We start from the raw sequence: 21,316 nt of genomic DNA, 5'->3' as shown, positions 1-21,316 counted from the left end.
CGTCTGGCACAATTGAGTGTTGACTAACGGTGCTACGGGCCGGCCCTCTACCTTGCCCCGGCACCTACGTCCCCGCCTCGGCGGTGCGCCGCAACCCCACGCGGCGCCGAACCGGGCACACGCATCGCAATCGAAAGAAGACCACACCCGTGGCTGTCAAGATCAAGCTCAAGCGTATGGGGAAGATCCGTACGCCGCAGTACCGCATCGTCGTCGCCGACGCCCGCACCAAGCGCGATGGCAAGGCGATCGAGGAGATCGGCAAGTACCACCCGAAGGAGGACCCGAGCTTCATCGAGGTCGCCTCCGAGCGGGCGCAGCACTGGCTGTCCGTTGGGGCCCAGCCCACCGATGCGGTCAAGACCATCCTGAAGCGCACGGGCGACTGGCAGAAGTTCAAGGGCCTGCCCGCGCCCGCGCCGCTGAAGGTGGCCGAGCCCAAGGACGCGGAGGCCAAGGAGGCGGAGTTCCAGGCCGTCCTCAAGGAGCTCGTCCTGCCCGACAACGAGGGCAAGGGCAAGGCCCGCAAGTCCGAGAAGAAGGCCGACAAGGCGGAGAAGGCCGACAAGGCCGAGGACAAGGCCGCCGAGGTCGCGGAGAAGCCCGAGGGCGAGGACTGACGTGCTGGAAGAGGCGCTTGAGCACCTAGTGCGCGGAATCGTAGAGAATTCCGACGACGTCCAGGTGAGAGCCCGCCGGCTCCGCAAGGGCAAGGTGCTCGAGGTCCGGGTCCACCCCGATGATCTCGGGAAGGTGATCGGCCGCAACGGCCGGACCGCCAAGGCCCTGCGGACCGTTGTGGGTTCGCTGGCGGGCGGCCGGTACGTGCGCGTCGACCTGCTGGACCTGAACGAAGTGCGCTGAATCGCGCGCTGGGGCGCCGACCACCGGTCGGCGCCCCAGTGTCGTGCCCGCCGGCCGTGCCGCGGGTACCGAGCACGAGGAGAACGATGCGTCTGGTTGTCGGCCGGATCGGCCGTGCGCACGGCGTCCGGGGCGATGTCGCGGTCGATGTGCGCACCGACGACCCGGCTGAGCGGTTCGCCGCGGGCGCCCGGCTGCTGACCGACCCCGACGACGCCGGCCCCCTCACCGTCAAGGCGGTGCGCACCCATTCGGGGCGGCTGCTCATCCGGTTCGCCTCGGTCGCCGACCGCGACGCCGCCGAGGCGCTGCGCGGTGTCACCCTCCTGGTCGACTCCGCCGACATCCCGCCGGTGGACGACCCTGATGAGTTCCACGACCACGAGCTCATCGGCCTGCGCGCCGTCACCTCCGGCGGCGCCGACATCGGCGTGGTCGACGACATCCTGCACCACGCCCAGGACGTCCTGGTGATCAAGGACGCCGAGGGCGGCGAGGTGCTGGTCCCCTTCGTCCGGGAGCTGGTTCCCGAGGTCGACACCGGCACCGGACGCCTGGTGGTCGAGCCCCCTCCCGGCCTGCTCGACCTGGGGCGCTGACCCCGGCCGCACCCGGCCCGCCACCGTCGCCGCCCCCATCGCCGGCGCCGCCCGCCCGGACGGGCCGCCACCTCCGCCGCGCCGTGGACGGCGGCCCCCGAAGCCCGGAAGAGCCCATGCGTATCGACATCATCACCATCTTCCCCGAGTACTTCAGCCCGCTGGAGCTCTCGCTCATCGGCAAGGCGCGCGCCTCGGGGCTGCTCGACATCCGCCTGCACGACCTGCGCTCCTGGACCCACGACCGGCACAACACCGTCGACGACACCCCCTACGGGGGCGGCCCCGGCATGGTGATGAAGCCCGAGCCGTGGGGAGAGGCGCTCGACGCCGTCACGGGCGGCGGTGAGGAGGGCGCGACGCCGCGGCTCATCGTGCCGGCCCCCAGCGGGCTGCCCTTCACCCAGCAGCGGGCCGACCGCCTGGCGGCCGAGCCATGGCTCGTCTTCGCCTGCGGGCGCTACGAGGGGATCGACTCGCGGGTGGCGGAGGACGCCGCCGGGCGGATGCCCGTGGAGCACCTGAGCATCGGCGACTACGTGCTGGCCGGGGGCGAATCGGCGACCCTGGTGATGGTCGAGACGGTCTCGCGGCTGCTGCCCGGCGTGCTGGGCAACGCGGAGTCCGCGGTGCAGGACTCCTTCGCCACCGGCGCCATGGCGCACCTGCTCGAAGGGCCCGTCTACACCAAGCCGCCCGTGTGGCGCGACCGGGAGGTCCCGCCGGTGCTGCTGTCGGGCAACCACGGGGCGGTCGACCGGTGGCGCCGCGACCAGGCGCTGCGGGCCACCGCGCGCAACCGGCCCGAACTCCTGGACCGGTTCACCGACGATGATCTCGACCGGCGCGACCAGGAGGTCATCGCCGAGGCTCGGTTACAGACCGGTCCCGAACCTATGGCAGACTAGACGAGTTGCCCCTGCCATAGAACCGTGTCCGCATGCGCCAGGCACCGGCCGACTGCTGCGGAGCCCGCAGAGGCACGCGAATACGACCCCAGCAGATCCGCCCGCGCGAACCGCAATGTCCGTCGCCGCGGCGCGCAATCGATGAGGAACCGCTGAGATGCACACCGCTATTCAGGAGCTCGAGAAGGCCCAGCTGCGCTCCGACATTCCCGACTTCCGCCCCGGCGACACGCTCAACGTCCACGTGCGGGTCACGGAGGGGAACCGTTCCCGGGTCCAGGTCTTCAAGGGTGTCGTGATTCGGCGGCAGGGCCCGGGCGCCCGCGAGACCTTCACGGTCCGCAAGATCAGCTACGGCGTGGGCGTCGAGCGCACGTTCCCGGTGCACACCCCGGCTCTGGAGAAGATCGAGGTCGTCTCCCGTGGCCGCGTCCGCCGCGCCAAGCTCTACTACCTGCGCAACCTGCGCGGCAAGGCCGCCCGCATCCGCGAGCGCCGCGAGCCCGTCGCCCGCTGAGGCGAGGTTCTTCACACGCCGTATCCGGGTGCGCCTTTTCCGGCGCCCGGCGTCGTGCTCGGCTAGGCTTCGATCCCGATGAGCAACGACGATTTGGACCCTCGCGAGGCCGGGCCCCACACCCGTGGGACCACCCGGCCCGAACCGGGCGACCAGCCCGATGACGCTGGCTCCTCTGCGCCCAGGCACAGAGGGGCCAGCGTCATGTCGGGGGCCGGTGCCAAAAAGGAGACCGTGACCGCGGATGAGGTCGATGCCGAGAGCTCAGGGGATGCGATGAGCGCCGAAAAGGAACGCACCAAGGACGAAAAGGCCGGTTCCTTCTGGAAGGAACTACCGATCCTGATCGTCATCGCACTGGTCTTGGCGTTCGTCATCAAGACCTGGGTGGTCCAGGCGTTCTACATCCCCTCGAAGTCGATGGAGAACACCCTCCTGGTCGGTGACCGGGTCCTCGTCAACAAGCTCGTCTACCAGGTCCGCGACATCGAGCGCGGCGACGTCGTCGTCTTCAACGGCACCGGCTCCTGGGACGAGGAGAACACCGTCACCGTGGAGCCGCCCTCCAACCCCGTCTCGCAGCTGTTCACCTGGGTGGGGCAGCAGTTCGGGGTCGCGCCCACGGGCAAGGACTACATCAAGCGCGTCATCGGCATCCCCGGCGACACCGTCGAATGCTGCGACGACCAGAACCGCGTCATGGTCAACGGCGAGCCGATCGACGAGCCCTACCTCTTCCCGGGCAGCCAGGAGACCCACACCGAGTTCGGCCCGGTCGAGGTGCCCGCGGGGCGGCTGTGGCTCATGGGCGACCACCGCGAGATCTCCTACGATTCCCGGCTGCACCAGAACGACCCGGGCGGCGGCAGCGTCGCCATCGAGAGCGTGGTCGGACGCGCGTTCGTCGTCGTGTGGCCCCTGAACCGGATCACCACCCTCCCCATCCCCGACAGCTTCGCCCCCCTGAACTCGGAGGACTCCGCCGCGGCCCCCGTCGCACAGGGGGCCGCCGCCGCGCTGCCGCTCGCCTTGGGCGCGGCGGGCGCCCTGCCCGTGCACCGTGCGGGCCGCCTGGTGGCCCGGCGTATCCGGGGCGCACACGCCGGGGATTCGGCGGATTGACCCCATGCGGTTGACACGTGGCGCATCATGGATTCTGTAGCGGATACGTCCGCTCTCATGGCCACGACACCACACGACACCGCATGCCAGTGCAGTGCACGAGGGCGAAGGGGGCCGGGCCGGCCGAAATCGGGAGTGCACGACGAAAGCGAGCGCGAGATGAGTTCTGAGGACCTGGAGAAGTACGAGGCCGAGATGGAGCTTCAGCTCTATCGCGAGTATCGCGACGTCGTCGGCCTCTTCAGCTACGTGGTCGAGACCGAACGCCGGTTCTACCTGACCAACCACGTGGACCTGCAACCGCGCAGCACCGAGAACGGTGAGATGTACTTCGAGGTCACGATGGAGGACGCCTGGGTCTGGGACATGTACCGCCCGGCCAGGTTCGTCCGCAACGTGCGCGTGGTGACGTTCAAGGACGTCAACGTCGAAGAGATCACCAAGGCCGATCTCGAAGTCCCCGACTCCGGCCACCCGGGCACGGCCGACTGACCCGCCTGAGGGCGGGGAAGCGGCCCGGTCGCCGGGCCGCTTCCCCGCCCAGGGAGCGGCGTCTTCCTCCGGAGATTCCGTTGCAGAGGTCTCGCCGGAGGTTTTCCACAGCCTGAGAATCATGGTCGCGCGGCGTGGAGCCGTTCGGTCACTGTGGGTGGTGGAGGTGATCCACCATGACCGGATCCACGTACGCCCCACCCGCCCCCGCGACCCCTCTCACGCTCGCGGTCCCCACCGCACACCGCCCTGCCGGCCCCGCCTACGGCGATCGCCCCGGTCCCCGGCTTCCCGCCCCTCTTCCTGACAACCGCGCGAGTCACCACGAACCGCGGCGGCCGCTCCGATGGCTGCGCGCCCTGTGGGCGGGGGTCCTGTGGCACCTGGCCACCCGGTTGCCCGTGGGCGAGGCGGACGGTCCGGGGCCCGAACCGCGGGCCGGACGACCCGGCCCCGACTCCCTCTGCGGGTCGCCGGCCGCGGTGACGGCGTCTCCGCTCTCAGGTCCGCCACCCCGCGCGGCGCGGCACAAGGACGTGCTCGGGCGGCGGGGTGAGGACATCGCGGCCGCCCATCTCGAACGCAGCGGGATCCGCGTGCTCGCCCGGAATTGGCGGTGCCGCGAGGGTGAGCTCGACATCGTGGCGCGCGACGCCGGCACCCTGGTCGCGGTCGAGGTCAAGACCCGCACCAGCCTGCGCTTCGGCTCTCCGCTCGACGCCGTCACCCCGGTGAAACTGCGTCGTCTGCGCCATCTGGCCCGGGCGTGGTCGGCCGAACACGGCCACCCCGGCGCGCGCGTCCGTATCGACGTCGTATCCGTCCTGGCCGGAACCGGCGGCCGCATGTTCCTCCGGCACCACCGGGGTGTGGGGTGAACCTCCCGGCACGGCGGACTGCGACCGGCCGCCCCGCCCCGTCCGCCGGCCCCCACGTCGACCGCCCAGCGGGCACGGTCCGCACGGCGGGAGCCCGCAGGTCCGGGATCGGTAGCCCCCGGGCGCGCGCGACCAGCGGCCACAGAACCGGGGGGTCGTGATGGGCCTGGCGCGCACGAAGTCCGTCGCGCTCCTCGGGGTCGAGGGCCACACGGTCGAGGTCGAAGCCCATCTCGGCGGCGGGGCCGCCGGGCTCACGCTGGTCGGGTTGCCCGACACCGCCCTGCGCGAGGCCCGCGACCGCATCAGAGCCGCCGTCGTCAACGCCGGCGAGACCTGGCCCGAAGGCCACATCACGGTCAGCCTGTCACCCGCCAGCCTGCCCAAGCGCGGCAGCGGCTTCGACCTCGCCATCGCCACCGCCGTACTCGCCGCCGACGGCGCCATCCCCGCCGAAGTCGTGCACGACCGCGTCCTGCTGGCCGAACTGGGGCTCGACGGCCGGGCACGGCCGGTGAGCGGCGTCCTGCCCGCGGTCCTGGAATCCGTCCGCCGCGGCCACCGCACGATCATGGTCGCCCGGGGCAACGCCGCCGAGGCCGCCCTGGTCCCGGATGCCGAGGTCGTCGCCATCGGCGGCCTCGGCGACCTACTCGCCTGGGTTCGCGGCGAACCCATTCCCGACGCGGCCGACGATGACGATCCCGATGCGGACGTCCCCGATCCCACCCACGGTCGCAGCCCCGACCTCGCCGACGTCCTCGGGCAGCCGGTCGCCCGGCGGGCGGTCGAGATCGCGGCGGCGGGCGGGCACCACCTGATGATGGTCGGCCCGCCGGGCACGGGCAAGAGCCTGCTCGCCGAACGCCTCCCGACCGTCCTGCCGCCGCTCACCCCGGAGGAGGCGATCGAGGTCACCGCGGTCCATTCGGTCGCCGGCACCCTGCGGAAGGGCCAGCCGCTCATCACCCGGGCGCCGTTCTGCGCCCCGCACCACACCGCCACCCGCGCGGCGATCGTCGGCGGCGGCAGCGTCCGGCTCCGGCCCGGCTGCGTCTCGCTGGCCCACCGGGGCGCGCTGTTCCTCGACGAAGCGCCGGAGTTCGCCACGGGCGTGCTCGACTCGCTGCGCCAGCCCCTGGAATCCGGTGAGGTCACGGTCTCCCGCTCCGCCGCAACGGTCTGCTTCCCCGCGCGCTTCCAGCTCGTGATGGCGGCCAACCCGTGCCCCTGCGGAAAATCGGGCAACGCCTGCACCTGCTCCTCGCTTCAGCGCCGCCGTTACCTGGCGCGGCTCTCGGGCCCCCTGCTCGACCGGGTCGACCTCAAGGTCGAACTCCAGCCGGTCGCGCACGCCGAGCTCCTCGCCGACCGCGCCTATGCGGAATCGTCGGCGACCGTCGCCGAACGCGTCGCCCAGGCCCGCGACCGCGCCGCCAAGCGCCTCGCCGCCACCCCGTGGACCACCAACGCCGAGGTCCCCGGCGCCTCCCTGCGCAGGGACTTCCCGGTCCCCGGCCCGGCCCTGCACATCCTCGCCGCGGCCCTGGAACGCGGCGAGATCAGCGCCCGCGGAGTCGACCGCGCCATCCGCCTCTCCTGGACCCTCGCCGACCTCGCGGCCCGCCCCCGCCCGGAACCCGAGGACACCGCCTACGCCTTCGCCCTCTGGTCCGGGAGGTCGACCCCATGACCCCCACGGGTCCGCGGTCACCGGGCCCCTGCCCAGCGGCCGACGAACCGGCCGACGGGGCGGTCGATCCCGCTCTTTCCGACGACGCCGTGTCCCGTGCCTGTCTCACGGTCGTGGCCGGGGCGGGGGATCCCGTCATGGGGGCGCTGCTGGATCTGCACGGGGCCTCTGCCGTGTGGGGCGGGCTGCGGGGCGGTGGCGTGCTGCCCGCTCCGGCGGGGGTTCGTGCTCGTGCTCACGGCGAACGCTGGGAGCGCTGGTGCCGGCGCGCTTCGGGGCTCGACCCCGATCAGGTGCTGAGCGCCGCCGCCGACATCGGCAGCCGACTCGTGGTCCCGGGCGACCCCGAGTGGCCCGGTCAGCTCGACGGGCTCGCGGAGCGGAGGCCCTATGCACTGTGGGTGCGCGGCGCCCACGACCTCCGCAACGCCTGCCTGCGCTCCGTCGCAATGGTCGGCTCGCGGGCCGCCTCCGCCTACGGCCTGCACGTCGCCGGCGACCTCGCCTGGGCGCTCGCCGCGCGCTCGTGGACCTGCGTATCGGGCGGCGCCTACGGGATCGACTCCGCCGCCCACCGGGGGGCGCTGGCCGGGCGAGCGCCCACCGTGGCCGTCCTCGCCTGCGGCCTCGACCTCTGCTACCCCCGCGGCAACGAAAGCCTGTTCGCCGACATCGCGGCGCGCGGCACCCTGGTCAGCGAGCATCCGCCGGGCACCGCGCCCACCCGCCACGGCTTCCTCGTGCGCAACCGCATCATCGCCGCGCTCACCCCCGGCACGGTCGTGGTCGAGGCCGGTCTGCGCAGCGGGGCGCTCAACACCGCCCGGCACGCGCTCGACCTGTGCCGGGTCCTCATGGCTGTGCCCGGCCCGGTCACCTCCGCCCTCTCCGCGGGCTGCCACCGCCTGCTGCGCGAATGGCGGGCGGCCTGTGTCACCGACGCCACCGACGTCGCCGAGCAGGTGGGGCACATCGGCGACGACCTCCGGCCCGGCGGCGGTACCGCCCTGGCCCGCGATGCCCTCGACGACCTCGCCCGCAAGGTCCTCGACTCCGTCCCCGCCCGCACCGGGGCGGGTACCGCCACCATCGCGTCGGCGGCCGGGCTCGGCCTCGACCTCACCCTCGGGCGCCTCGGCCTGCTCGCCGCCGGCGGGTTCATCGAGCGGTGCGCGTCGGGGTGGCGCGTCCGCCCCGGAACCGCCGACTCTGACGGGAGTAGTGTGCTCCCATGACGAAGAGTCACAGCGCCGCCGGCCCGGTCCCTTGCCCGTGGTGCGCCCCATGACGTCGCCCGGACACGACGACCTCGTCGAGGAGTTCCGGCGCCATATCGGTACCGACCGCTCCGCGCACACCGTCCGTGCCTATATGGGGGACCTCCGCGGGCTGCTCGGCCACCTCGACTCCGTCGGGTGCGCCGTCGACGGCATCGACGTCGCCGCCCTCCGCGGCTGGCTCTCGGCGCAGCACGCCGCCGGCGCCGCGCGCTCGACCGTCGCCCGCCGCGTGGCCGCCGCGCGGGCCTTCACCGCGTTCCTGCACCGCACGGGCCGGCTGACGGTCGACCCCGGCCCTCTGATCGCCACCCCCAAGGCGCACCGCACCCTCCCCGTGGTGCTGGACGAAGAGCAGGCCGGGACCGCGCTCGAGACCGGCACCGCGCCCGACGACACCACCCCTGCGGGCCTGCGCCGCCGGGCCGTGGTCGAACTCCTCTACGCCACCGGCATCCGGGTGGCCGAGCTGTGCGCCCTGGACGTCGACGACATCGACCGCGAGCGCCGCACGGCGCGCGTGTTCGGCAAGGGCGGCAAGGAGCGCGTGGTGCCGGTGGGCGTGCCCGCCCTCGACACGGTCGACCGGTGGCTGGCCGCCGGCCGCCCGCACCTGGCCGTGCCCGGCAGCGGCCCGGCGCTGTTCCTGGGGGCGCGCGGCGGCCGGCTCGGCACGCGTACGGCGCGCCGCGATGTCCACGCCCACATGGGCGCGGCCGAGGGCGACGCCGACATCGCCCCGCACGGCCTGCGGCACAGCGCCGCCACGCACCTGCTCAACGGCGGCGCCGACCTCCGCAGTGTGCAGGAGATGCTGGGCCATTCGTCGCTCCAGAGCACCCAGATCTACACCCACGTCTCGATCGAGCGCCTCACCCGCACCTACAACCAGGCCCACCCGCGCGCCTGAGCGCCACAGGGCCCGGCCGCGGCAGCAGGCGGATCTCGCCTCTGCCCAGCAGGGCCATCGGGTCGAGGTAGTCGGTGCCGCGGCGCAGGCCCCAGTGCAGGCAGGGGCGGTCCGCGCAGTGCGGCGGGTCGTCGGCGAGGGTGCCGATGGGGGCTCCGGCCGCCACGGTGTCGCCGCGCGTGACCTCGGGCGCGACCGGCAGGTAGGTGGTGCGCAGCTCGCCGTGGACCACGCTGACCACGCCTGTTCCGGCGACCCGCCCCGCGAAGGCCACCCGGCCCGCGCCCGCCGCGACGATGTCGGCCCCCGCCTCGGCGGCGAGATCGACCCCGCGGTGCCCCGGCAGCCAGGGCTGCTCCGGCGGGTCGAACGCGCGCAGCACCACGGGGCGGCCGTCGAGAGGCGGTCGCCACGGGCCGTCGTCGCCGGCCGCCGGAGCGGAGGCGAGAACCACGAGGACCGCGATCAGCAGGGCGGATATGCCGATGAGCGGGGCCGGGGTGCGGGGGAGGAGCGCCATCCTCCGAGCCTGCCCGGCCGCGCACCGGGCGCGCCAGCCCGATTCCCGCACTGTGGATGACGCCCCGACGCCCGACGCCCGACGCCCGGAACCGCCCGTCCGCCGACGGCCGTCCGTCCTCCGTCCCGTCATTGTTCTCGCCGCCCCCGGTGACCCGCTGCAACCGAGTGTGACGCAACGGTGCTTGACATCCGGGCGGCCGATCCGGTCCGGCTCGGACGGCGCCCGATCACGGTTAGAATCTTCTATGGCTCGTCATGAGCCGACAACTACGCACGTCCTCGTGCTTCCCCAGGGAGGGGCCGCTCTTGCGGTCCGCGCCGTCGAAGAGACGGCGCGGCGGAGCGGCCGGGGCGTCAGGAACAACCGAGGCGGGTTCGCCCCGCCGCACCAAGGAGGACCCGGTCATGGCCACAGTCGTGACGATCCGGCAGCTGCTCGAGAGCGGCGTCCACTTCGGGCACCAGACCCGTCGCTGGAACCCGAAGATGAAGCGCTTCATCTTCACCGAGCGCAACGGCATCTACATCATCGACCTTCAGAAGTCGCTGGCCTACATCGACCGCGCCTACGAGTTCGTCAAGGAGACGGTGGCCCACGGCGGCACCATCCTCTTCGTGGGCACGAAGAAGCAGGCGCAGGAGGCCATCGACGAGCAGGCTCGCCGCGTCGGCATGCCCTTCGTCAACCAGCGCTGGCTGGGCGGCATGCTCACCAACTTCTCCACCGTCCACAAGCGGCTCCAGCGGCTCAAGGAGCTCGAGGAGATCGACTTCGACGACGTCGCCGCCTCCGGCCTGACCAAGAAGGAGCTCTTGGGCCTGCGCCGCGAGAAGGAGAAGCTGGAGCGCACGCTCGGCGGTATCCGCGACATGTCCCGCGTGCCCAGCGCCGTGTGGATCGTGGACACCAAGAAGGAGCACATCGCGATCAGCGAGGCTCGCAAGCTGAACATCCCCGTGGTGGCGATCCTCGACACCAACTGCGACCCCGACGAGGTCGACTACCCGATCCCGGGTAACGACGACGCCATCCGCAGCGTCAGCCTGCTGACCCGCGTCGTCGCCGACGCCGTCGCCGACGGCCTGCTCGCCCGTTCCGGTGCCTCCACCGCCGGTGAGGAGAAGGCCGCCGACGAGCCGCTGCCCGAGTGGGAGCGGGAGCTCCTCGAGGCCAAGGCCGAAGCCCCCGCCGCGGAGGCCGCCGCCCCGGCCGAGGCCCCCGCTGCCGAGGCGCCGGCCCCCGAGGCTCCGGTCGCCGAGGAAGCTCCTGCCGAGGAAGCTCCTGCGGAGGAGGCTCCGGCTGAGGAAGCCCCCGCCGAGGCCCCGAAGGAAGCCTGAGCCGCCGAGGCCGTGTGCCGCCCCTCGCATCGCGCCCGCGGGATCCGTCCCGCGGGCGCGCAGGGGCGCTTTCAGACCCCGTCGACCCACACCAAGGGAATTAGAGAACAGCTATGGCGAACTACACCGCCGCCGACGTCAAGAAGCTCCGCGACCTGACCGGCGCGGGCATGATGGCGTGTAAGAAGGCGCTGGAGGAGAACGACGGCGACTTCGACAAGGCCGTCGAGTTCCTGCGCGTCAAGGGCGCCAAGGACGTCGGCAAGCGCGCCGAGCGCACCACCGCCAACGGCCTGGTCGTGCTCAAGCAGGACTCCGACTCCGCGGCCGTCCTGGTCGAGATCAACTGCGAAACCGACTTCGTCGCCAAGAACGACAAGTTCCAGCAGCTCGCCGGCGAGATCGCCGACTTCGTCGCCGCCTCCGACGCCACCGACGTCGAGACCCTGCTCGCCAGCGAGTACGCCGGCGGCAAGTCCGTGCAGCAGGTGATCGAGGAGAACAGCGCCGTCATCGGCGAGAAGCTCGAACTCCGCCGCTTCGCGAAGTTCGAGGGCGCCTTCGTCGCCAGCTACATGCACAAGTCCGACCCGGACCTGCCGCCGACCATGGGCGTCCTGGTCGAGCTGGACAAGGCCGACGCCGAGGTCGGCAAGGACCTCGCGCAGCAGATCGCCGCTCTCGCGCCGAAGTACGTGAGCAAGGACGACGTCCCCGCGGACATCGTCGAGAACGAGCGCCGCATCGCCGAGGCCACCGCCCGCGAGGAGGGCAAGCCCGAGCAGGCGCTGCCCAAGATCATCGAGGGCCGGGTGAACGGCTTCTTCAAGGACGCGACCCTGCTGGGCCAGCCGTTCGTGAAGGAGAACAAGAAGACCGTCCAGAAGATCGTCGACGAGGCCGGTGTCACGGTGCGTCGGTTCGTGCGCTTCAAGGTCGGGCAGGCGTAGACCTTTGACATGATGGAGGTGCCGGGGAGGAAACATCGTCCCCGGCACCTTCGGTGGATAAGGCGCGGTTCCGTCCCGGCACGGGTGGGGCCGCGTGCCGCAATACCACTCGGGGGAATCAGAAGGAGGCCGAGCGCCGTGCCGGAGACCGAAGACAGCACCATCGCCGACGGCCCAGCCATGCATGATTCGAGCTGGGGCCGTGTCGTACTCAAACTGTCCGGAGAAGCGTTCGCAGGGGGCGAGCAGCAGGGCATCGATCCCGGAGTCGTCCAGTACGTGGCCGAGGCGGTCGCCGCGGCCGTATCGGAGGGCATCGAGGTCGCCGTCGTCGTGGGCGGCGGGAACATGTTCCGCGGCGCCGCCATGGCCGAGCACGGCATGGAGCGGGGCCGCGCCGACTACATGGGCATGCTGGGCACGGTGATCAACTGCCTGGCGCTCCAGGACTTCCTGGAGCGGCTCGGCGTCGAGACCCGCGTGCAGACCGCCATCCACATGAGCCAGGTCGCCGAGGCCTACATCCCGCGCCGCGCGGTGCGCCACCTGGAGAAGGGCCGGGTCGTCATCTTCGGGGCCGGCCTGGGCGCGCCGTTCTTCTCCACCGACACCACCGCCGCCCAGCGCGCGCTGGAGATCGGCGCGCAGGCGGTGCTCAAGGGCACGCAGGTCGACGGCGTCTACGACTCCGACCCGCACCGCAACCCCAACGCGGTGCGCTTCGACCGGCTCGACTACAACGAAGTGCTCACCCGCGGCCTGAAGGTCATGGACGCCACGGCGGTGAGCCTGTGCATGGACAACGGCCTGCCGATCGTGGTCTTCGACCTCATGGGCGAGGGCAACATCGTCCGCGCCGTGCGGGGCGAGAAGATCGGCACCATCGTCTGTCCGGCCGACAGCTGATCCGCGCACACCTCGAACCGACGGACCACAGCGACACACGGGAGCCGCAATGACCGAAGAGACCCTCCTCGAAGCCGAGGAGAAGATGGAGAAGGCCGTCGTCGTCGCCAAGGAGACCTTCGCGGGGATCCGCACCGGCCGACCGAGCCCCGCCACCTTCAACAAGATCACGGCGGAGTACTACGGCACCCAGACCCCGATCAACCAGCTCGCCTCGTTCTCGGTTCCCGAGCCCCGCATGGTGGTCGTGTCGCCCTTCGACCGCTCCTCGAAGGACGCCATCGTGAAGGCGATCCGCGACAGCGACCTCGGCGTCAACCCCACCGACGACGGCACCGTCATCCGCGTCTCCTTCCCCGACCTTTCCGAGGAGCGCCGCAAGGAGTACGTGAAGGTGGCGCGGACCAAGGCCGAGGACGGCAGGGTCGCCATCCGCAACGTCCGCCGGCAGGCCAAGGACAGCTTCGACAAGGCCGTCAAGGGCGGCGAGATCGGCGAGGACGAGGGCCACCGCGCCCAGGAGGAGCTGGAACAGCTCACCCACAAGTACGTCGGCGAGATCGATGAACTGCTGAAGCACAAGGAATCCGAACTGCTAGAGGTCTAGGTTCTGTGTCGTTGTCCGAGCCCGGATCCGAGCAGGGAGACGATCGCGGGCAGGCCGCAGCCCCCGGCCCGCCCGCTGCCGACTCCGGAGAGGTGCCGGTGGTGTCGTCACCGAACGGTTCCGCACGTATGAGCGGAACCGCCCATAGCCCTGCCCGTCCGGAGGAGGACGGCGACGCCGTGAACGGCGCGCCGGACCCGCGCCGCGGCGCGGACGAGGAAGCGAACGCGAACGCGAGCACGGAGACCGCCGCCGCGTCCACCCCCGAGGCCGCCGCCGGCGCGTCCGCCGCGGACGCCCCCGGCCCCGAAGCCGACGGTGACAAGCAGCGGTTCGTCCTGCACAAGCCCAGCGGCGAGCCCGTGCGCGCCGGGCGCAACCTGCCTTTGGCGATCATCAGCGGATGCGCTCTCGGCGCGCTCGTGTTCGTCTCGATCTACCCGTTCCCCGCGGTGTTCGTGGCCATCACGTCGCTGGCCGTGCTGCTGGGGATGCGCGAACTGCACCGGGCCGTCGCCGCCCGCGGCACCCGCATCGCGCTGGTCCCGCTCGCCGTTGGCGGGGTGGCGATGCAGGCGGCCGCCCACTTCGGCGGCCCGGAGTGGCTGGTGGGCGTCACGGCGCTCACGGCCATCATCACCCTGTCGTGGCGGCTGCGCGACGGCGCCGAGGGCTACGTGCGCGACGCGGGCGCGAGCCTGTTCTCGCTGATCTACCTGCCGTTCCTGCTGGGCACCTGGCAGCTGCTGATCGCGACCCCCGGCGACGGCCAGGAGCGCATCGTCGCGTTCATCCTCGTGACCATCAGCAGCGACATCGGCGGCTACTTCGCCGGGATCCTCATGGGCCGGCACCGCATGGCGCCGGTGATCAGCCCGAACAAGACCTGGGAGGGCTTCGGCGGGTCGGTGCTCGGCTGCATGATCGCCGGGGGGCTCACCGTGGCCCTGATGCTCGACGGCCCGATCTGGGCGGGCTTGGTGCTGGGCGTGGCCGTGGTCGTGGCCGCGACGGTCGGCGACCTCATCGAGTCGCTGGTCAAGCGCGACCTCGGGCTGAAGGACATGGGCCGGTTCATGCCGGGCCACGGCGGCCTGCTCGACCGCGTGGACTCCCTCCTCATCGCCGGCCCTGTTGCCTGGGTCGTGCTGACCCTCTTGGTCCCCGCCGCGGGGTAGCCGGCCCGGCCGTCCCCCGGGGCCGGGTCACCCGGCTCACCTGCGCGTCAGGCCGCGGACGCTTCGGCTCGCGGCGGCCGCGCCGGTGGCCACCAGCAGGAGCGCGGCCATCCCCTCCAGGGCCGCATCGGTGCCGACGGCCTCGGCCAGCGGCCCCGCGGCGATCTCCCCGGCGGGCAGGGCGATGAAGGACCCCAGGGCGTCGTAGGAGTACACCCGGGCCAGCTTCTGCGGCGGGACGTTCTCCTGGACCGACACCTCCCAGGCCACGGTGAACTGCTCCACCGCCACCCCGGTGAGGAACATCGCGGCGAAGAGGAACAGCGGCACCGGGGTCCCGGTCAGCCCCAGCATCGGCACGGCGTCGACCGCGACCAGCACCACCCCGAACAGCAGCGCCCGCCGCGGCTGCCAGCGCGCCGCGAGCAGGCCGCCGAGGATCAGCCCGGCGCTGTAGGCCATGAGGATCAGCCCCCACGCCACCCGGCCGAAGGTGGCGTCGGCGATCGCGGGACCCAGCACGGCCGTGGTGCCCGACCAGGTGGCGTTGACGACCATGAATTGCAGCACGACGATCCACACCCACGGCCGCGACACGAATTCGGTCCAGCCTTCGGCGAGTTCGCGCAGGGGGTGGGCGGGCCCGTCGGCGGCCGGTGCGGCGGCGGGCAGGCGGAGCAGTGCGAAGCACACGCCGGCGAGCGCGAACAGGGCGGCGTCGACCGCGATGGCCCACCCGGGGCCGATCCCGCCGACGATGGCGGTGCCGATCGACATGCCCGTGAGCATCCCGATGTTGACGCCCACGCGCACGAGGGCGTTGGCCTGCCGGAGCAGCGGCCGCGGGACGGTCTGCGGGGTGAGGGCGGCCGACGCCGGCAGGTTGGCCGCCGCAGCGGCGCCGTTGACCAGGCTCAGCACGACCAGCAGGGGCAGGTTCGCCGCCCCCAGGAGGACGGCGGCGGCCACCAGGCCCTGGGAGAGGGCCGCAAGGGCGCAGCCGCCCTGGAGCACCAGCGCCCTCGGGAGCCGGTCGGCGAGCACCCCGCCGAACAGCAGCAGGACGACGTTGGCCAGAGAGCGCGCGCCGACGACCAGCCCCAGGTGCACGAGGGAGCCGGTGGCGTCGAGCACGGCGAAGCCGAGCGCCACGGTCGCCAGCCCGTTGCCGAAGTACATGAGGGTGCGTCCGGCGGCGAGCGCGCGGAACGGCCCGTGCCGCAGCGGCGCCAGGACGTCGGGCCGCGGTTCGGCGGGGGCGGTCATCGGCCCGCCGTGCGAACGCATGGGGGCAGGGACGCGTTTGCGGGCATGCGCCCCAGAATCGAGTGCCCGGCGACCGCCGTCAACCGGTTATCCGGGTGACGGCCTCCCGGTCAGGGCCCCAGGATCCAGGTGCGGCCCTCGGCGGCGAGTTTGTCGAGGAGGGTGGCGGAGTCGTGCTCCTTGGCGAAGAGGTGCTCGGGCCGGGTGATGGGGACGATCCACAGCCAGGTGACGGGGTCGCCGTGGAAGGTCAGGCCGGATGTGGCCGGGGGGACGCGGCCGTCGGGGCCGGCGAGGGGGGCCGGGTCGGCGATGAGGAGGACCGCCGTGCTGGTGCCGCGCATGGCGGAGTCCTCGGGGTTGTCGAGCCATTTCACGCTGTGGCCCGACCCGAACCAGGTGACCGCCCGCCACGGGAAGGCGCCGATCCAGCGGAAGATCCGGGCCGCGACGTGGGCGGGTGCGGTGGTGGCCAGCGCGAGCTCGATGCGGGCGTAGGAGGAGGTGTCGGCCATGTACCGGTCGAGCGTGGGCATGCGCTGCCCGCACATGCCCACCGTGCTCAGGATGGTGTAGGGCCGCTCCGCGGTGGGCGGGCGCTCCGAGACCCGGATCAGCGGGGCGTGGCCGTCGGACACGTCCCAGTAGTGCCCGGCGGGGCCGACCGTGCGGGTGAGGTGGTTGAACACCGTGCGCTGCACGCTGCGCCAGGCGCTGGGGGAGGAGCGCCAGTCCCAGTAGGCCTCGGCGTGCACCACGCGCGGCCACAGCTGGGCGGCCACGGGGTCGAGGGCCCAGGCGTAGGGGCTGCGGCCGATCGCCTCGCGCGCGTAGCCGGGCAGGCCGCTGTCGGCCTCGGCCCACCCCGGGACGATCGCCAGCAGGCCGTCGTCGTCGAGGAGCGCGACGCCGTCGCCCTCCTCGAACCACACCGCCCGCAGCCGGTCGGCGTCGAACGGGGCACGCCCCTGCGGATGCTTGGTGTGCGCTGCGGGCATGAGGGGCGCCTGCCCCTCGTAGGGGCCGGAGGGGTCACCGGAGTCGGGCGCCATGACGTGGTTGGCCAGCCAGACGGGCACCCGGATGGTCCCGCGGGCGTCGAGCAGGTAGGCGGCCGTGGTCCGGGAGTCGTACTCGACGATCACGCGGCGGCTGCGGTACGGGCTGAACTGGTCGAGGAGGACCTGCGCTCCTGCCACCTGCCCTCCTTGTCGGCTCGTCGCGCGGCGGTGTCCGGGCGCCGCATAGTATGAACCGTGATGCCCCAAGGGTGGCACCGCGGTGGTGAACGCGAAAGGTCGTACAGGCCCCTAAATTACCGCGCATCGCCGGTACCGTCCGCCCTCCCCTTTCCCGTCCACGTTGGAATCCCATGCCTGCCGAGCTCACCTTCGCCGCACCGCGCCGGGCGAAGCCGCCCCGCCACCTCGCCGACCTCTCCCCCGAGGAGCGCCGCGACGTCGTCTCCGAACTCGGTGAGAAGCCGTTCCGCGCCAAGCAGCTCGCCCAGCACTATTTCGGCCACCTCGAATCCGACACCGCGGCCATGACCGACCTCCCCGAGGCGTCGCGCGACCGGCTCCGCGAGGCGCTGCTGCCCACGCTGCTCACCCCGGTCAAGCACATCACCTGCGACAACGGTCTCACCCGCAAGACCCTGTGGCGAGCCTTCGACGGCGTGCTGTTCGAGTCCGTGCTGATGCGCTACCCCGACCGCGCCACGCTGTGCGTGTCCTCACAGGCCGGGTGCGGGATGAACTGCCCGTTCTGCGCCACCGGGCAGAACGGCCTCACCCGCAACCTCTCCACCGGTGAGATCGTGGACCAGGTGGTCTCCGTCGCGCGCGACCTCGCCCGCGGCGAGGTCGCCGGCGGCCCGGGGCGCATCAGCAACATCGTCTTCATGGGCATGGGCGAGCCCATGGCCAACTACCGGCGGGTCCTCGACTCCGTGCGGCGCATGACCGACCCCGTCCCCGGCGGCCTGGGCATCTCCCAGCGCGGGGTCACGGTCTCCACGGTCGGGCTGGTCCCTGCCATCGACAAGCTGATCGCCGAGCGCATGCAGGTGCGCCTGGCCATCTCGCTGCACGCCCCCGACGACGAACTGCGCGACGAGCTCGTGCCGGTCAACACCCGCTGGAAGGTCGCCGAGGTCCTTGACGCCGCGTGGCGCTACGCCGATACCACGGGCCGCCGGGTCTCCATCGAGTACGCGCTCATCCGCGACATCAACGACCAGGCGTGGCGGGCCGACCTGCTGGGCCGGCTGCTCAAGGGTCACCTGGTGCACGTCAACCTGATCCCGCTGAACCCCACCCCCGGGTCCAAGTGGACCGCGTCGCGGCCCGAGGACGAGCGCGAGTTCGTCCGCCGGCTCGAGGCGCACGGGATCTCGACCACCATCCGCGATACCCGCGGCCAGGAGATCGACGGCGCCTGCGGCCAGCTCGCCGCCGCCGAGGGCTAGCCGTGGCCGGCACGGCGCTGGCGTTCGCGGTCGCGCTGGCGTCGGCGCTGCTGCCGGTCCTCAACATCGAGCTGTACCTGCTGGGGGCCGCGTCGCTCTCCGGCGGCCCGGTGCTCTCAGCCATGGCCGTGGCGGCGGCGGCCGGGCAGACCCTGGGCAAGGTCGCCTACTACTACCTGGGCCGCGGCGTGCTCGACCTGCCGTGGCTGCGCCGCCGGGCCGCGACCACCGGCCGGTGGGGCGAGCGGATCGCCGGCCTGCGCGCCAAGGCCGAAGGGCGCCCGTGGTGGACCGCGGGCCTGGTGGCGGTGAGCTCCTTCGCCAGCATCCCGCCGTTCATGGTCGTGTGCGTCCTGGCCGGCACGGTCCGCATGCCGGTGTGGGCCTTCGTGGCCGTCACCATGGCCACCCGCTCGGCGCGGTTCCTGCTGCTGGTCTTCGCGCCGGGCACGGCCATGGCCCTGCTGCCCGGCTGAGCGGGGCGTCCCCTGGGGGCGCCGTTCAGCGGGTGCCCCACGCGTAGGACTGCTTGCGCAGCTTGAGGTAGACGAAGCTCTCGGTGGCGGTGACGGTCGCGACCGCGCGGATGCGGGTCAGGACCTCCAGGAGCTGGTCGTCGTCGGCGGTCACGACCTCGGCCAGGATGTCGAAGGACCCCGCGGTCACCACCACGTACTCCACGCCCGCCAGGGCGGCGATCGCGTCGGCCGCGGCGGTGGGGTCGCCGCTGCACCGCACCCCGATCATGGCCTGGCGGCTGAACCCCAGCATCATCGGGTCGGTCACGCCCACGACCTGGACCACACCGGACTCCAGCAGCCGCTGCACCCGCTGGCGCACCGCGGCCTCCGACAGGCCCACGGCCTTGCCGATGGCCGCATACGAGCGCCGCCCGTCCTGCTGCAACTGCTCGATGATGCGCTTGGCGGTGGCATCGAGGACGACGCCCGAGGGGGTCCTGTGCACCGCGGTCTCCGGGGCGCCCTGGTCGGTCACACGGTCCTCCGGTCTCGTGGCCGTGCCCGCCCGGTGGCGGATGGCCGGTGGATCGCCGCCGTGGAACCGGAATCGGTGGCCGCCGGGTGCACGGGCGACGGAATCTTGATTATCCCACGGTTCGGCTGGTGAGAATTCACCCGGTCAGCCGGTCGCGCACCGAGTCGAGCGACAGCAGGGCCACGTGCAGCGACAGGCAGGTCTCCACGGAGTCCAGGTCGGCCTGGAGCACGTGGGAGATCCTGCGCAGCCGCTCGTAGAACGCCGGCCGCGACAGGTGGGCGGTGGAGGCCGCGAGCGCCTTGTTGCGCCCCGCGTTGAGGTAGCAGCGCAGCATCTCGGTGAGGTCGGTGCCGTGGCGGGCGTCGTAGGCCAGCAGCGGGCCGACCTCGCGCTCCACGTAGGTCTGCAACCGCTCGTCGTCGCGGAACAGGTGCAGCAGCCCGCGCAGGTGGAGGTCGGGCAGCCGGTAGAACGGGCGGTCGTCGGCCTGGTGCACGGCGACGTCGGCCACCTGGCGCGCCTCCAGGAAGGAGCGGCGCACCTGGCGGATGTCCTCGGTCTGCGAGCCGACCGCGAGCACGGGCCCCAGCCCGACCCGCTCGCGCACGCGTTCGGCCAGCCGGTGCAGGCAGGCGTCGAGGCCCTCGCGCGGGGGCAGCGCGAGCAGGATGCCCACCCTCAGGTCGTCGACCGAGCCGACCAGCGCCGCCAGCCGCAGTTCCCGGCAGGCCCGGGCGACGCCTTCGGCGCTGTCGGCGAGCCGCGCCTGGGCCGCCAGGCCGGTGCCGCCCTCGCGCAGCCGCAGGACCAGCCCCACCAGGTTGCGGCCGGTCAGGGGCACGCCCACCGCCCGGGCGCGCACGAGCGCCTCTTCGGGGTCGGAGTAGGCGCGGTCGATGATCCCCGCGATGATCGTGCGGTGGGTCTGGCGCTCCAGGCTCTCCTGGTGGCGCTCCAGCAGCCGGCCCAGCGCCAGCGTGGTCGCGGCCCGCTCCACCAGCATGGTCTGCCGCGGCGCGGGGGAGGCGCCGCAGATGAGGATGAGCCGCCCCCAGTCCTGGCCGCGCGCCCCGACCATGGTCACCAGCCAGCCGGTGGCGGGGTCGTGGACGGTGCGCGGCCCGTTGCGGATGGCGCGCGACCGGCTCTCCCACGAGGTCAGCAGCGACCCCGGGTCCTCGCCGTTGAGGTCGCACACCAGCACCTGGTGGGCCAGGTTCTCCAGGACCACGGGGCACCCCGACAGGTGGGCGACCTCCTCGAGGACCTGGGCGGGGCGCGCGCCCTCGACCGAGAGCTGGGTGAACACCTCGTGCAGCCGCTCGGATTCGCGCAGCTCCTCCAGCTGCCGGTTGACCACCCGGACGTGCACGGCCTCGGTGATCTCCACGAACCGGGTCTCGCGCTCCAGGGAGATCACGGGGACCCCGGCCTCGCGCGCCGCGTCGAGCAGCGCCTCGGGCAGCTCGGAGTGGTACTTGCGGCCCAGCTCCACGGCGATGCCGCTGACCCCGGCCGAGGCGAGGTCGTCGACGTAGCGGCGCAGCGCCGCGGGGTCGTCGGGCATGGCGATGCCGGTGGTCAGGACCAGCTCGCCGCCGCGCAGCAGGTGCGCGAGGTCGGTGACCTCGGCGATGTGCACCCACCGGACGGTGACCCCCAGGTGCTCGGAGCCGACGACCACGCGCGGTCGGGCGCGCTGGACGGCGGGCAGGCCGAGCACGTCGGCAAGGGTGGGCAGCACCCCATCAGTCTAGGCGGCGGGCCCCGGCGGCCCGTGGCCTTTACAGACTGCTGGAGCGCACGGCTCCGCCTGGTCG

The 21,316-nt window shown here is 72.6% G+C and carries 23 protein-coding genes; 18 read left to right on the top strand and 5 right to left on the bottom strand.

The features are described 5' to 3' along the window. The first annotated feature begins 149 nt into the window (after positions 1–149). The 11 genes from rpsP (at position 150) to ACFOVU_RS26810 (ending at position 9,260) form a co-directional block, all read left to right on the top strand. Positions 150–620 (top strand): 30S ribosomal protein S16, encoded by a 471-nt coding sequence (gene rpsP, locus ACFOVU_RS26860; protein ID WP_378538039.1) that lies wholly within the window; start codon positions 150–152, stop codon positions 618–620. A gap of 1 nt (position 621) precedes the next feature. Further along, positions 622–864 (top strand): RNA-binding protein, encoded by a 243-nt coding sequence (locus tag ACFOVU_RS26855; protein ID WP_067964979.1) that lies wholly within the window; start codon positions 622–624, stop codon positions 862–864. Positions 865–950: 86 nt separating this feature from the next. After that, positions 951–1,463: a ribosome maturation factor RimM gene (rimM, locus tag ACFOVU_RS26850; RefSeq protein ID WP_378538038.1), complete on the top strand. Its 513-nt coding sequence runs from the start codon at positions 951–953 to the stop codon at positions 1,461–1,463. A 116-nt stretch (positions 1,464–1,579) separates the two neighbouring features. Then, positions 1,580–2,371: a tRNA (guanosine(37)-N1)-methyltransferase TrmD gene (gene trmD / locus ACFOVU_RS26845; protein WP_378538037.1), complete on the top strand. Its 792-nt coding sequence runs from the start codon at positions 1,580–1,582 to the stop codon at positions 2,369–2,371. 157 nt (positions 2,372–2,528) lie between these two features. Then, entirely contained in the window at positions 2,529–2,888 is a 360-nt protein-coding gene (gene rplS, locus ACFOVU_RS26840; RefSeq protein WP_378538035.1) for a 50S ribosomal protein L19, read from the top strand. A 78-nt stretch (positions 2,889–2,966) separates the two neighbouring features. Then, the gene (gene lepB / locus ACFOVU_RS26835) at positions 2,967–4,010 is read left to right on the top strand and encodes a signal peptidase I (protein WP_378538034.1); all 1,044 of its coding nucleotides are present in this window, start codon (positions 2,967–2,969) and stop codon (positions 4,008–4,010) included. Between the two features lie 159 nt (positions 4,011–4,169). Continuing rightward, complete coding sequence (locus ACFOVU_RS26830) at positions 4,170–4,502, top strand: DUF2469 domain-containing protein (protein WP_378538033.1); 333 nt, start codon at positions 4,170–4,172, stop codon at positions 4,500–4,502. A 482-nt stretch (positions 4,503–4,984) separates the two neighbouring features. Further along, positions 4,985–5,380 carry a YraN family protein gene (locus ACFOVU_RS26825; protein ID WP_378538232.1) on the top strand — a complete coding sequence of 132 codons (396 nt, stop codon included), beginning with the start codon at positions 4,985–4,987 and terminating at the stop codon, positions 5,378–5,380. 160 nt (positions 5,381–5,540) lie between these two features. Next, the gene (locus ACFOVU_RS26820; RefSeq protein ID WP_378538031.1) at positions 5,541–7,073 is read left to right on the top strand and encodes a YifB family Mg chelatase-like AAA ATPase; all 1,533 of its coding nucleotides are present in this window, start codon (positions 5,541–5,543) and stop codon (positions 7,071–7,073) included. Then, positions 7,070–8,308, top strand: a complete 1,239-nt coding sequence (dprA, locus tag ACFOVU_RS26815) for a DNA-processing protein DprA (RefSeq protein WP_378538030.1) — start codon at positions 7,070–7,072, stop codon at positions 8,306–8,308. The genes ACFOVU_RS26820 and dprA overlap by 4 nt, the downstream gene beginning before the upstream one ends. Before the next feature lie 49 nt (positions 8,309–8,357). After that, positions 8,358–9,260 (top strand): tyrosine recombinase XerC, encoded by a 903-nt coding sequence (locus ACFOVU_RS26810; RefSeq protein ID WP_378538029.1) that lies wholly within the window; start codon positions 8,358–8,360, stop codon positions 9,258–9,260. On the opposite strand, the gene ACFOVU_RS26805 is transcribed toward ACFOVU_RS26810, so the two are convergent. Continuing rightward, entirely contained in the window at positions 9,223–9,780 is a 558-nt protein-coding gene (locus tag ACFOVU_RS26805) for a murein hydrolase activator EnvC family protein (protein WP_378538027.1), read from the bottom strand. The genes ACFOVU_RS26810 and ACFOVU_RS26805 overlap by 38 nt on opposite strands. A gap of 407 nt (positions 9,781–10,187) precedes the next feature. Here ACFOVU_RS26805 and rpsB point away from each other — a divergent pair, with 407 nt between their 5' ends. The 5 genes from rpsB (at position 10,188) to ACFOVU_RS26780 (ending at position 14,761) form a co-directional block, all read left to right on the top strand. Further along, positions 10,188–11,120 carry a 30S ribosomal protein S2 gene (rpsB, locus tag ACFOVU_RS26800; RefSeq protein WP_378538026.1) on the top strand — a complete coding sequence of 311 codons (933 nt, stop codon included), beginning with the start codon at positions 10,188–10,190 and terminating at the stop codon, positions 11,118–11,120. A gap of 113 nt (positions 11,121–11,233) precedes the next feature. Then, complete coding sequence (gene tsf, locus ACFOVU_RS26795; RefSeq protein WP_378538024.1) at positions 11,234–12,070, top strand: translation elongation factor Ts; 837 nt, start codon at positions 11,234–11,236, stop codon at positions 12,068–12,070. Between the two features lie 180 nt (positions 12,071–12,250). After that, entirely contained in the window at positions 12,251–12,976 is a 726-nt protein-coding gene (pyrH, locus tag ACFOVU_RS26790) for a UMP kinase (RefSeq protein WP_378538230.1), read from the top strand. Positions 12,977–13,025: 49 nt separating this feature from the next. Next, positions 13,026–13,583: a ribosome recycling factor gene (gene frr / locus ACFOVU_RS26785; RefSeq protein WP_378538023.1), complete on the top strand. Its 558-nt coding sequence runs from the start codon at positions 13,026–13,028 to the stop codon at positions 13,581–13,583. Positions 13,584–13,711: 128 nt separating this feature from the next. Beyond that, on the top strand, positions 13,712–14,761 hold the full coding sequence (locus ACFOVU_RS26780; protein ID WP_378538021.1) for a phosphatidate cytidylyltransferase: 1,050 nt from the start codon (positions 13,712–13,714) through the stop codon (positions 14,759–14,761). A gap of 36 nt (positions 14,762–14,797) precedes the next feature. Here the strand turns inward: ACFOVU_RS26780 and ACFOVU_RS26775 are convergent, their stop codons facing one another. Both ACFOVU_RS26775 and ACFOVU_RS26770 read right to left on the bottom strand, forming a co-directional pair. Continuing rightward, positions 14,798–16,048: an MFS transporter gene (locus ACFOVU_RS26775; protein ID WP_378538020.1), complete on the bottom strand. Its 1,251-nt coding sequence runs from the start codon at positions 16,046–16,048 to the stop codon at positions 14,798–14,800. A gap of 89 nt (positions 16,049–16,137) precedes the next feature. Beyond that, entirely contained in the window at positions 16,138–17,226 is a 1,089-nt protein-coding gene (locus ACFOVU_RS26770) for a suppressor of fused domain protein (protein WP_378538018.1), read from the bottom strand. 173 nt (positions 17,227–17,399) lie between these two features. Here ACFOVU_RS26770 and rlmN point away from each other — a divergent pair, with 173 nt between their 5' ends. Both rlmN and ACFOVU_RS26760 read left to right on the top strand, forming a co-directional pair. Further along, positions 17,400–18,497 carry a 23S rRNA (adenine(2503)-C(2))-methyltransferase RlmN gene (gene rlmN / locus ACFOVU_RS26765; RefSeq protein ID WP_378538016.1) on the top strand — a complete coding sequence of 366 codons (1,098 nt, stop codon included), beginning with the start codon at positions 17,400–17,402 and terminating at the stop codon, positions 18,495–18,497. Between the two features lie 2 nt (positions 18,498–18,499). Continuing rightward, the gene (locus tag ACFOVU_RS26760; protein ID WP_378538015.1) at positions 18,500–18,973 is read left to right on the top strand and encodes a VTT domain-containing protein; all 474 of its coding nucleotides are present in this window, start codon (positions 18,500–18,502) and stop codon (positions 18,971–18,973) included. A gap of 25 nt (positions 18,974–18,998) precedes the next feature. On the opposite strand, the gene ACFOVU_RS26755 is transcribed toward ACFOVU_RS26760, so the two are convergent. Continuing rightward, the gene (locus ACFOVU_RS26755) at positions 18,999–19,493 is read right to left on the bottom strand and encodes an Lrp/AsnC family transcriptional regulator (RefSeq protein WP_378538014.1); all 495 of its coding nucleotides are present in this window, start codon (positions 19,491–19,493) and stop codon (positions 18,999–19,001) included. A 136-nt stretch (positions 19,494–19,629) separates the two neighbouring features. Next, complete coding sequence (locus ACFOVU_RS26750) at positions 19,630–21,240, bottom strand: PucR family transcriptional regulator (RefSeq protein WP_378538012.1); 1,611 nt, start codon at positions 21,238–21,240, stop codon at positions 19,630–19,632. Between the last annotated feature and the right edge of the window lie 76 nt (positions 21,241–21,316).

The organism is Nocardiopsis sediminis (assembly GCF_042650565.1).
Classification (GTDB): domain Bacteria; phylum Actinomycetota; class Actinomycetes; order Streptosporangiales; family Streptosporangiaceae; genus Nocardiopsis_B; species Nocardiopsis_B sediminis.
This window is presented reverse-complemented; position numbering and strand designations above follow the sequence as displayed.

Bases quoted from the DNA above. Each gene is read 5' to 3' on its own strand.
- rimM (WP_378538038.1), top strand. From the start codon at position 951: ATGCGTCTGGTTGTCGGCCGGATCGGCCGTGCGCACGGCGTCCGGGGC.
- trmD (WP_378538037.1), top strand. From the start codon at position 1,580: ATGCGTATCGACATCATCACCATCTTCCCCGAGTACTTCAGCCCGCTG.
- rplS (WP_378538035.1), top strand. From the start codon at position 2,529: ATGCACACCGCTATTCAGGAGCTCGAGAAGGCCCAGCTGCGCTCCGAC.
- lepB (WP_378538034.1), top strand. From the start codon at position 2,967: ATGAGCAACGACGATTTGGACCCTCGCGAGGCCGGGCCCCACACCCGT.
- ACFOVU_RS26830 (WP_378538033.1), top strand. From the start codon at position 4,170: ATGAGTTCTGAGGACCTGGAGAAGTACGAGGCCGAGATGGAGCTTCAG.
- ACFOVU_RS26820 (WP_378538031.1), top strand. From the start codon at position 5,541: ATGGGCCTGGCGCGCACGAAGTCCGTCGCGCTCCTCGGGGTCGAGGGC.
- dprA (WP_378538030.1), top strand. From the start codon at position 7,070: ATGACCCCCACGGGTCCGCGGTCACCGGGCCCCTGCCCAGCGGCCGAC.
- ACFOVU_RS26810 (WP_378538029.1), top strand. From the start codon at position 8,358: ATGACGTCGCCCGGACACGACGACCTCGTCGAGGAGTTCCGGCGCCAT.
- ACFOVU_RS26805 (WP_378538027.1), bottom strand. From the start codon at position 9,780: ATGGCGCTCCTCCCCCGCACCCCGGCCCCGCTCATCGGCATATCCGCC.
- rpsB (WP_378538026.1), top strand. From the start codon at position 10,188: ATGGCCACAGTCGTGACGATCCGGCAGCTGCTCGAGAGCGGCGTCCAC.
- tsf (WP_378538024.1), top strand. From the start codon at position 11,234: ATGGCGAACTACACCGCCGCCGACGTCAAGAAGCTCCGCGACCTGACC.
- pyrH (WP_378538230.1), top strand. From the start codon at position 12,251: ATGCATGATTCGAGCTGGGGCCGTGTCGTACTCAAACTGTCCGGAGAA.
- frr (WP_378538023.1), top strand. From the start codon at position 13,026: ATGACCGAAGAGACCCTCCTCGAAGCCGAGGAGAAGATGGAGAAGGCC.
- ACFOVU_RS26780 (WP_378538021.1), top strand. From the start codon at position 13,712: ATGAGCGGAACCGCCCATAGCCCTGCCCGTCCGGAGGAGGACGGCGAC.
- ACFOVU_RS26775 (WP_378538020.1), bottom strand. From the start codon at position 16,048: ATGCGTTCGCACGGCGGGCCGATGACCGCCCCCGCCGAACCGCGGCCC.
- rlmN (WP_378538016.1), top strand. From the start codon at position 17,400: ATGCCTGCCGAGCTCACCTTCGCCGCACCGCGCCGGGCGAAGCCGCCC.